This window comes from Desulfolithobacter sp., assembly GCF_054025815.1.
In genome coordinates this window covers 1-10,941 of record NZ_JBPMMS010000011.1, presented here as the reverse complement: position 1 = coordinate 10,941, position 10,941 = coordinate 1, and the positions used below count along the sequence as shown (strand labels likewise).

9 protein-coding genes are annotated in these 10,941 nt (G+C 54.0%); 2 read left to right on the top strand and 7 right to left on the bottom strand.

Going from position 1 to position 10,941, the window contains the following annotated elements:
• The 7 genes from ACXJJY_RS02490 to ACXJJY_RS02460 all read right to left on the bottom strand — a co-directional run.
• The coding region (locus ACXJJY_RS02490) for an SLC13 family permease (RefSeq protein WP_456385127.1) at nucleotides 1-365 on the bottom strand (365 nt) is incomplete at its 3' end.
• 361 nt (nucleotides 366-726) lie between these two features.
• Entirely contained in the window at nucleotides 727-1,398 is a 672-nt protein-coding gene (locus ACXJJY_RS02485) for a sensor histidine kinase (protein WP_456385126.1), read from the bottom strand.
• 183 nt (nucleotides 1,399-1,581) lie between these two features.
• Entirely contained in the window at nucleotides 1,582-1,938 is a 357-nt protein-coding gene (locus ACXJJY_RS02480; protein ID WP_456385125.1) for a response regulator transcription factor, read from the bottom strand.
• Nucleotides 1,939-1,941: 3 nt separating this feature from the next.
• The gene (locus ACXJJY_RS02475; protein WP_456385124.1) at nucleotides 1,942-3,720 is read right to left on the bottom strand and encodes a sensor histidine kinase; all 1,779 of its coding nucleotides are present in this window, start codon (nucleotides 3,718-3,720) and stop codon (nucleotides 1,942-1,944) included.
• A complete protein-coding gene (locus ACXJJY_RS02470; protein ID WP_456385123.1) occupies nucleotides 3,692-4,918 on the bottom strand; it encodes a cytidylate kinase-like family protein in 1,227 nt (408 codons plus the stop codon). The genes ACXJJY_RS02475 and ACXJJY_RS02470 overlap by 29 nt, the downstream gene beginning before the upstream one ends.
• Nucleotides 4,919-5,234: 316 nt before the next feature.
• Nucleotides 5,235-6,620 (bottom strand): transposase, encoded by a 1,386-nt coding sequence (locus ACXJJY_RS02465; RefSeq protein WP_456385122.1) that lies wholly within the window; start codon nucleotides 6,618-6,620, stop codon nucleotides 5,235-5,237.
• 209 nt (nucleotides 6,621-6,829) lie between these two features.
• Nucleotides 6,830-7,267: a hypothetical protein gene (locus ACXJJY_RS02460; RefSeq protein WP_456385121.1), complete on the bottom strand. Its 438-nt coding sequence runs from the start codon at nucleotides 7,265-7,267 to the stop codon at nucleotides 6,830-6,832.
• A 552-nt stretch (nucleotides 7,268-7,819) separates the two neighbouring features.
• Between ACXJJY_RS02460 and ACXJJY_RS02455 the strand changes: the two genes are divergently transcribed.
• Nucleotides 7,820-9,280 carry a sensor histidine kinase gene (locus tag ACXJJY_RS02455; RefSeq protein WP_456385120.1) on the top strand — a complete coding sequence of 487 codons (1,461 nt, stop codon included), beginning with the start codon at nucleotides 7,820-7,822 and terminating at the stop codon, nucleotides 9,278-9,280.
• Between the two features lie 2 nt (nucleotides 9,281-9,282).
• Complete coding sequence (locus ACXJJY_RS02450; RefSeq protein WP_456385119.1) at nucleotides 9,283-10,683, top strand: sigma-54-dependent transcriptional regulator; 1,401 nt, start codon at nucleotides 9,283-9,285, stop codon at nucleotides 10,681-10,683.
• Nucleotides 10,684-10,941 lie beyond the last annotated feature (258 nt).

Genomic DNA, 10,941 nt, shown 5'->3' with positions numbered 1-10,941 from the left:
TTGAGGATATTGCGCGCCAGTACATTCATGCAGCCGGTCTTGTCCAGGCCGGCACCGATGATGATGACGGCGATGATGGAGACCACGGCGTTACTCGACAGGCCGCTGATGGCCTCCTTGGGCGTCAACACACCCAGGATGGGCAGAATGACCATCATGATGATGCCGACCACGTCCACGCGGACGAACTCGAAGATAAACAGCAGGATGGCGAGGACCAGCACCCCCATGACCACCCCCATCCGCGGGGTCAGGGTAACGGTCTTGACCGCCTCCTCCCCAGCCAGGGCCACACCCGTTATCAACAGGAGACATGCCCCTGCGACGCCAAGTGCCAGCAACATTCTATGCAATCCGTTTCTCATTCCTCTTCCTCCTTCACAAATTGAACGTACCCAGGAAAACACCTCTCCTCCAGCACTGCATATCCAGGTGTTCTCTTTCATATCTGATGGACTCGTAAAAAGCCCATCACACTTCAAAGATGGCTCAGCATAAAATTTCGAGATACAAGGCGTAGCGGTGTCGACCAAGCAGAGGCGTACATGGAGTACGTCGAGCATGGCCGTATCCGCTACAACGCAGCAGATCGGACTTTTTGCGACGCCATCATGTCTGCCTTCCTGTATCTACAGGCGCAGGCACGGAAACTTTTCACAGGCACCATCGCTCAACAGAGCGGCCCCCACTCAAAAAGATCACGACTCCGCTGACATCAGCATCGTGCTATCCGCCCGCATGAAGATCGCCTTTCCCGATGCCGAGCAACAGGCCGTCACGGCCCTCCCCCTGTCGAAGCGTGACAGCCAGGGATTCCATCAACGCCTGTTCGATCACACCGGGAAACACCTCGTCTCCATCCAGGGCCAAACCAAAGATGCCAATAACAGCCACTCCCGCTGCGCTACGGTGACAGGTCATCCGGAGATTCCTTTCCGGTCCGGCAACATGTCGACCGGCAAATTCGAGGCAACGACCGAGCAGATGAAGAAACTGAAAGGGAGCAACAGGCACCAGGATCCCCTCGGCCTTCTTCTCGATCGTAACCACGACCCCGCTTTCAGCCAGCAAACGTTTCGAGAGCGAGGCTGCCATACTGACCAATGAGCAGATATCAACCGTGATCAGGTCACTGTCCACACTGTGGGCAAACCCGTTCAGACGCCGGGTGATCTCCTCCGCCCGCCGGACCTGGCTGCTGATTCTGCCGGAGATGGTAACCCATCTCTCTGGATCCACCTCCATCCCCTGCTGTGCCATCAACACCAGATCTTCAAGCAGGCCGGCATTTTCGTTGATGATCCCGAGACAGTTGTTCAGCTCATGGGTCGCAGAGGCGGTCATCCTGCCGAAAAACCGCAGACCGCTCGGTCCGGCAATATCCCACTTGATATCCACAGTGACCTCCTGTTGACCGACCCGTCTCCGGGCCGGCAGCTCTGTACGGTTTGCCGTTGCATCGCACAATATATCAGCCGGCCCGGTACCCCGGATTCTTGGCACCGTTTCCAGGTCGCATGACCGTACAAAGCCGGCGTGCCCGTAACGACCGGATCCTCCTGATCTCCCGGTGGAGGCGCGTCAGCCAAGGACGGCGTTCATCTTTTCTACCAGGATCTCGATGTCAACGGGCTTGGCAAGGTAATATCCCTCTCCGGCCTGGCTGACGCCTTCGTCGAAGTCTGTTTTCGAGCCATGTCCGGTCAGGAAGATGATTTCGAGATCGGGCTGGCGGCTGCGTATTTCACGCGCCAGCTCAAGCCCTCCCATGCCGGGCATCTTGACATCGAGTACAGCAATATCATATTCATTTTCTTCCATTTCCCGCAGAGCATCGGCCCCGCTGGTCACCCAGTCGGCAGCAATACCGCGAAACGACAATCTTTCCGCGAGCGTGGAAACCAACTCCTTCTCATCATCAACGAGCAGTACACGCATGACCTATTCTTCCTCTGTTGAAATCTCGTACGGCAGGATTATGGTGAAGGTCGTCCCCTGACCGACCACGCTTTCCAGCTCCATGGAACCACGCAGATCCCGTACCAGGCCGTAGGTGATGGCCAGCCCCAGGCCGGTGCCCCCGTTTTTGGTCTTGGTGGAGAAAAATGGTTCAAAGACCTTTTTCTGGTTCTCTTCACTGATACCGCAGCCATTGTCACTGATCGTCAGAGCAACAGCATGTTCATCACGGAGATTGCGAACAGTGATTTCAATACGACCACCCGTATCCGTGGCAGCTATGGCATTGTTGAGCAGGTTGAGCAGGATCTGTTGCAGTTTGCCGCGATCGCTGATAATCTCACCCACATCCCCGGCCACCTCGACATCAATGGTGATAGCCTTGTACTCTGCCTCCTTCCTGACAAAACTGACCACCTCGCGTACCACGTGCTCCACATCCATGGCCTGCACAGAGGTGTCCATCTGCCGGGCGAACCCCAGCAAGCGATGGGTGATGGTTCCAGCTCTCTCCACAGCCGCAATGATGGAATCCGTGATTGCGAGCAGTCGTTCGTCGTGGTGGTACTCGTCGTTGTACCTGACGAGATCCTGGAGCAAGCCGGCCTTTTCGTTGATGATGGCCAGCGGATTGTTGATCTCGTGGGCGACACCGGCGGCAAGCCGGCCGATAGAAGCAAGTTTGTCGGTTCTCGCCACCTGGTCGAGGTATTCCCTGCGCCGTAGATCTGCCTGGTACAGCTTCTGCACCACGTAGGTGACCAGCGTAAAAACGACAAGGAGCAAAAAGATCGTGGAAAGTGTTAAAAGGCCTATGATATAATGGTGGATACGCTTCTTGAACTTTTCCAGGTTCCGCTCCGACACCACCATGCCAAGCTTCATGGACGTGCCGCCGATATAGTCTGTGCCTGAAAACAGGATCGCTCCGCCAACCCTGTCCGGCCTGGGGTTGTCGATCATGATGGCGGCTGGCAGGTCCCCGGTATCGGGCACGAGAGCCTTCTGCCCGGAAGGTCCGAAATAGAAGGATTCTGTCAGAAGGAAATTCCCGCTGTCCACGATAAAGACATCAACGATATCCTCCAGTTCAAGTTTCGCAAGAAAACCTTTGATGGCATCTGGTGGCAGCAGACCGCGCAGGTAAAAGACATCCCCGTTGTCGGCAGCGACCCTGACCCGGACAAAAAGATAGTGTCTCCCTTCCCTATCAGAGATATGCCCCATACTGAAATTTTCAGATTGGAGATCGTCGATCCACCTGATATCCTGATGCCGGACACAGTGGGGGTCGGCGCAACTGCTGGCAAGGACATGACCCTCGGCACCCAGGACATCGAGATGGACTAAGGCGTCATCGGTCCTGGCCATACTGGCGAATATCTCCTCCAGCACCCCGGGTCTGGAAAGCTGCTCTTTACCGTACATGGTGCCGATGACCTGGAGCACCATGATATACTGCTTGAGAAACATATAGACATCCAAGGCCGTGTCCGCGGCAAACACCGTGGTTTCCTCGAGCAGCTCCCGGATCGCCTGCTCCTTGCTGTTCTGGTAGAAAAAAATGGTGGATACTCCCAGGGGCACCAGGGTCAGCAGACAGATACCCGCTGCCAGCATTTTCCACTTGTTGCGGAAGATATACTGTTGCCCCTCGGCCCTGGCAACCCGCTCCTTGTGATTCCAGAACGAGAACTTTATCCGCTTGAAAAGCGACATCTCCGGTCCACCGCTACTTCTTCTGCCTGCGGACCTTTTCATGCGCCTCCCTGATCACACTGCTCAGCTTGGCAATGTCCACAGGTTTCCGTAGGTAGGCAAAGGCGCCGAGTTCCATACACTTCTTCCTGTCCTCTTCAGAACCGTGGCCGGTAAGGATGATGACCTCCACCTGCGGATTGCTCTCCTTGACCCGCTTCAGGACCTCGATACCGTCGACTCCGGGCATCTTCAGGTCGAGAACCATGACATCGGGCTGGTCATGCTCGATGAGGCTCAGGGCCGACTCACCGTCATGTACCACCGCCGATCCCATGTCCCGCAGTGCCAGCCGTTCGGACAGGGTCTTGACAAACTCCTGCTCGTCGTCGACCAGAAGGACCTTGGAAGGCATCTCCATGTTGTACTTTCTGTAGACGTCGGTCTGGTGAAAATCCTTGCTCAAGCCGATCTCAACCTCATCGACACCATCGACCTGCTCGACAATGCTTTTCAGTTCCTCCTTGAGCCGGTTGAGGCGGGTAACGTTCTTGTTGATAATGATCTTGACCTTGCCATTGACCGCCTGCACGGTCAGATCATGGCCTTTTTTAGCCAGGGCCACCTCAACCATGGCCTGGAGGTTAAAATCCTCCACAGCCTGTTCCGAGCTTGGTGTAGGCTGCAGAATATCCTTGTCCAGGTAACTGATGATCAGTTCGGCGGCATCCTTGACCGACTCCTTGTTCATGGGAATGAGGAGGTCATAATCAGCGGGATTGAATGCATCCTGGATACCGCAGTATTTTGCCAGCCACTGCACCCGTTCCTCGTCAAGACGGGCGATGAGCTTTTCGGCCTCCCGGCTGGACACCCCCCGCTCCTCCATGGCGACCTTGATCCGGTACTGCTTGTCGGCAATCAGGCCTACCCTGAAAAAATGTGTGATCTCCTTGGGGATGAGCTGACTGGAATAGCCGGTCAGGATCAGGTCCCGGCCCGCGGAAACCATGAGCATCTTGGACAGGACCAGCTTGATGTGGGCCAGGGCAAACTGTTTCTCATGGGTGAATTTTTCAAAAACCGAAGTCCTGAGGGTCAGAGCCCGTCGTACCTTGGCTTCATCCATGCCGGCAAGCATCGCTGCCTCGGCAACGATCTGATCCGTGGTGGTCAACCTGAAGTTGGTCTTGCTGATCAGCTCTTTGACCACCTCCTGCTCCCTGCAGAAGTCCGCACTGAATATTGTTATGATTGCCATGTGTTTGTCTCCTTCTCTGTATGAAAATACAATCCGTTACCTGACCGAACTCCTTCAAGCAACTGTCAGGCGCGCATCAGCCTCACCTTGACAGCAGCCATTCCCGCTTTAGCCCTCACTCCGACAAAAGTGGGTGAGATTTGCGCAGCTCAGATTCATTTGTACCGCTTCCTGACCTAAAATGAGCTCAGAAAGGCTGCGAGTACTGTTTTACCGGAGAAAAAGCCGAAAATTGAACCTACTTCTCCGGTCTTCTTTCCGGCATCTGTTTCCCGGAAAGGCATGATCCTTGACAATTTGATATTCCGAACGGCCGCTAGTCCCATGGCGCCTCTATGCGCTTTCTGTTTTTGGGAATACCGTGGACAATGTAGTGGAGGATCACCTCCATGGATGGCGCAATATATTCACTGAAAAAGCCTCGAATCCTTTCCCAGAGATACCGTTTTGTGCCGCATTTAGCGCGGGCCGCCTGAAACAGTGGGCAGCACAGCTCCTGAACTTGGTCCACCAGGAAAGCAAGCATCAACAGATGGGCAAATACCGCACTCAGGTGCTGCTTGCCCAGGCCGTAGTTATGTTCCAGATTGTAACCTTGATTTTTCAGGGTATTGAAGGCCTCGTTCTCAATACGCCATCGGGAGCGGCCAGCACGCATGATCTCGTAGGCGTTATCTCTGCTGATGGAGATGTCCGTTACCCAGGAAAATCGGTTCCGGATGTTGCCCGCATTGTCTGTTTCCCAGTATTCCAGGAAATTGACCCGTAACGAGTCCTCGCTGCTTTTGTTAAGAGGGACATTGCTGAGAAAACGGAAACAGTGATGCACCTCGGGGTTATCCGGATCGGGCAGGTGGAATTCGCTGATCTCTCCCGAGGCAGCAGCCTCGTCTACCAACTGGAACAGATACTCATGATCGTTGGGCTTTACCCCAAGGATATAGCGCAGATCATGTTTCTCCAGCTCCCGGATATGCGGGGCATTGGAGGCAAGCCCATCCTCGATCACTATGGTTTTGAGGTGGGGATGTTCCCGGCGGAAATCCGCCAGGTACCGTTTGGCAGCGTTTCGTTCACAGTCATTCTTTTTTATGCCGTCCTGCTTAACGATCATTTCCGGACAGGTGGGGATCACCTCGGAACGTTCAGGGTGGACAAAGGCACCGGCAAACATTTGCTGATAATACTCCTCCTTACCGTTGCGCTTTCTTTTGCGCAGGCAGTAGGCTGAACCCATTTTTTCAGAAGTATAGATGCCGGTTCCGTCAAGGGCCAGCAGATGGTACCCGCCCAACCAGGTCATCTTTTCCAGCACTTTTCCTCGCTGGAGTTGGGCAAATATGGTTTTGAAGGGGCGCCGGATAGTTCTGACATCAAGAGGATCAAGGATAGTGCGCATCTGGGTGTCACTGGGAATGCGGCTAATACCGAACACCTCGTGCAGACTTTCAGGTTCTTCCTGCTTGCGCTTTTCAAAGGCAAGTAATGAAGGATCCTTCAGGCAGAACATGGCAAATCCGGACAGCAGGGCATCGGTCATGGCAATACTGCTGTTGCTTGCCCGATGGTCCGGGACCATGTCGAAATCGGTCCGTATGCGTGCGTAGAGTTTATCTGCATTAAGATGACAGCGCATTCTTATCCTGCGAAACGTTTTTCCCGAGTTACGGTGCCGGTTAACGATATTTTTGAGCGACGACATCTCGATTCTCCTTGTAACATATTGATATCACAAGAAAAATCGCGACCGATTTCACGGATTATGTCAAGCAAAAAATCAGGTTTTTTCAAATAAATTTTTTATAAAAACAAGATGATAGATATAAAAGTTTACGAAACGACTTTTCCAGATACCGCCCTATTTCAGGCATTGAGGCCATATCGGGAATTGCTGCCTTGACAGGCTCTTCATCACCTGGAACAGACCAGGTTGAAGACCGGATTCACCACCCTACCACCGGCTGTCCCGATACGACCCGGCTCCGGTTCAGACAGAATATACCGGATGGAAGAATCCTGCTTCTCCATTTCGGCAATGGCCTTCTTTTTCTCATTGATATCGATCACCGAAGTCACATTAACGCTCATCTTTCTCCCCTGTTCGGCAAAATCTGCCGCCGAACTTTTCGCCCGTTCATAGAACCGGACTTCCTCCTGTTCCCGCTCTGTCCCGGACAGGGTAAGCATGTCCTCGCCGATATTAAGAGAAATGATTTCGAAGTCCAGCCGTTGCGCCATCTTCAGGGCATACTCCATCAAAGGCTCGGAAAATGAATCCCCGCCCACAACCAGGATTTTCGGTACGGTCTTCCTGACTTCATCCATACTCAACAATTTTTCCATGTCCATGTAGTGTTGACCTGAACCAGAGATTCCAGGAAGCACAAAACGTACCACAACATCTACAACGAAAATTATAACGACCAAGCAACAGGTTACGATACACACCTCACAATATTCTCACGCGCGGACTTTCTTTTCTGCCGGCAAAATGTTACAAAATGCAACCAGGTAGCCGGCCCGTGGCAATCTTCCTGTCGTCCAGAGAACAGCAGGTGAAAACATCAGCAACGATATTGCCGGCCGTCATCCCTCTGCCGAAACAACCACAACGTATGATACATATTTTCTATCAACCGGCGCAACGCTACTGAAAAAATACGGCTCTTACGACACTGGCCCTGGGTTGTACCGGACAGGGACCATTTTTTCCGCCCGGATCTCCTGCAACGGCTATAGTGAAATAAGCAGTGTCCGGCGGAAAAACCGGGAACAAAAAAGAAACCGACTCTTTTCCCGGACAGCAAGGTGAGGGCAACAGAAACGTTGCCCTTTGCAACACGGATGCTTTTTGCAACACACACCCATTGGAAACAAACCAGAACGCTGACGAACCATCCAATGTTTTTTCCTCTAACCCATCTCAACAGACTGATTCTCAACAGTATCGCCTATATTACCATCCTCGGGCTTCTCGTCCTTGTGCCACTTCGGGATTTCAGGAATTTCAACCGTGAACTCGACCACCTTGTCCAGGCCGGTCAACTGAACATGCTGATCGAGATGCTCAGACAGGCCGAGGAAAAATATATCATTGGTCACCGCCAACAGGACCTGAACAACAACATGGAGCTTCAACAACGCATCAACGAAAAACGGCTCGCCCTGTCGAGACGTATCATCAACACCCACGCCAGCCAGGCACTGGAGAAGATGATGAAGGCAAGTCACCACTATCGGCAGACCATGCTCCGCATCCGGGATTCGCTCCGCAAGGGAACGGCAACCCCGACAAGCCTCCGCCAGGCAGACATGGCCGGGGCACGGCTGCAGGAGCTTTCAAGAAGGCTGGTCCGGGAAGAGGAGAATCACCTTCAGACGATGGTGTCCAGGCTAAGAGACCAGATAGTCGCTTTTTTCATCGTATCCATCCTGCTCCTGGCGGCCATGCTCCTTTCTCTGTGGCGGGGGATATTCTGCCCCCTGAAAAAGCTGGAGAAGACAGCCCGCTCCATCGCCAAGGGCTGCTTTGAAGTCATTCCACCGGAGCCTTCAAAAGGATGCTCTTCTGAAACAACCGATATTTTTCACGCCTTTTATTCCATTGCCCGGGAGATGGAGGCGGATCAGGTCCGCCTGCTGGAAGCCCATAAACTTTCTTCCCTGGGCACCATCGCCTCGGGAACAGCCCACCAGCTCAACAATCCCCTCAACAACATTTCCACCTCCAGTCAGATCGCACTGAACGAACTGGAAGAGGGGGATCTCTCCTATATCCGTAAATTGCTGCAAACCATCGACGAGGAAGCCCAACGGGCCAGCAGGATAGTCAGCAGCCTGTTGGAATATTCCAGAGAACATAACTTCACGATCTCTCCCCGCTCTCTGGTCGAGGTGATCGACAAGGCCGTGATGCTGGCCAGAAACGAAGTGCCGCCGGGCATAAGTATCCTGAGCGATATCGACGGACAGATCACCCTGCCCATGGATAGCCAGAAAATGACCGAGGTCTTCCTCAACCTCCTGATCAACGCCATCCAGGCCATCGATCCTCCGGGGGAAATCATCCTTTCCGCTTCCGCCCAGCATCAGCGAAACCGGGTGGTGATCCGGATACGGGATACCGGTCGGGGAATCGACCCCGATGCCCTGCCATACATCTTTGATCCCTTCTTCACCACCAGGTCCGAGGGCAAGGGGAGTGGCCTTGGCCTGTCTGTTGCCCATGGTATTATCAGGAGACACGGCGGCAGTATTCGTGCTGAAAGCCGCAAGAACATGGGCACCCTTTTTATAATCACCCTGCCACTGGTCCCCGGGCCGGGGGCGAAACCATACCACGTCACCCGTCCACAGGATTAGTCATGCTGGCAGCAGAACACCCCATCCACATCCTGGTTGTGGATGACGAAATCGTCAACCGCGAGAATATAGCCCATGTCCTGACCAGGGAGGGTTACCAGGTGGAGACCGCGCACAACGGCCTTGAGGCTGTGGATCACCTGGGACGGACCCGATTTGACCTGGTTATCACCGATCTGCGCATGGCCGAAATGGATGGTATGCAGCTCATGGAGACCGTCAAGAAAAAACAACCTGATGCCGAAGTCATCATCATCACCGGTTTTGCCACCGTGGACTCTGCTGTGGACGCCATGCTCAAGGGAGCTTTCTACTACCTGCCAAAACCGTTCAAAATCCCCAGATTACAGGAGCTGGTTGAAAAGGCCCTGGAAAAAACCAGGCTGCGACGGGAAGTCCTGCTGCTCAAGCAGCAGATCAACGGCAAACGGCGAGTCCAGTTCATCGGCCAGAACCCGGCCATACTCAGGCTCAAGGACGATATCGCCGAGGTGGCCCAGCTCGACTGCCATGTCCTCATCACCGGTGAGACAGGGACCGGCAAGGAGTTGGTGGCATCCACCATCCACGAACTGAGCCCCAGGGCCAACAAGCGTTTTCTGCCCATCAACTGCGGGGCCCTCAGCGAAGGACTGATGCTCAACGAGCTGTTCGGCCACGAGAAAGAGGCCTTTACCGGCGCCACCGGCTTCCGGATGGGATTGCTGGAATCGGCCGAAGGCGGGGTCATCTTGCTCGACGAAATCGGTGAGATGCCGCTCACCATGCAGGTCAAACTATTGCGGGTCCTGCAGGAAAAAAAGATCCTCCGGGTCGGCGGCACCCGGGAGATACCCATCGATTGCCGTATCCTTGCTGCAACCAACCGGGACCTCAAAGACGAAGTGGCCCGGGGGACATTCCGTAAGGATCTCTATTATCGTATCAACGTGGTGTCTCTCTTCATTCCACCCCTGCGGGAACGTAGGAATGACATCCCGCTGCTGATCAGCCACTTCCTTGCCAAACACCCGGCCACCGACGGGAAGGTCAAAACCATTTCAGCCGATGCCCTGGATTTCCTCACCGCCTATGAGTACCCGGGCAATGTCCGCGAACTCGAAAATATCATCGAACGCTCCCTGGCCTTGTGCAACGAAGACGAGATCAAGGTCCGCCATCTGCCGCCGGACCTGCCAGGACATGACACACCGGCAACAGTGCCAACCACTCCGGCACACTCCGACCTGCACAGCCTGGAGGAACACGAGCGGAATTATATCCTGTCGGTACTCAAAAGCGTGGACGGCAACCGATCCAAAGCGGCAAGGATAATGGGGATCGACCGGGTCTCCCTCTGGCGGAAACTGAAAAAATACCAGGACCAGGGCCTTGATCTTGACCAATACCTTGGCAGATATTGACCCCCCTCCTCTGCCGCTACAAAGTCCCACAGGATGAGAAAAACCCGTGTTTGCGCCAGAAAAAAACAAATGAGCGCTCATTCATTTCCGTGGACTTTCCACTTGATGGCGTCGCAAAAAGTCCGATCTACTGCGTTGTAGCGGGTACGGCCAATGCTCGACGTACTCCATGTACGCCTCCGCTTGGCCGACACCGCTACGCCTTGTATATCGAACTTTTATGCTTAGCCATCTCTAGAGTGTGATGGACTTTTTACG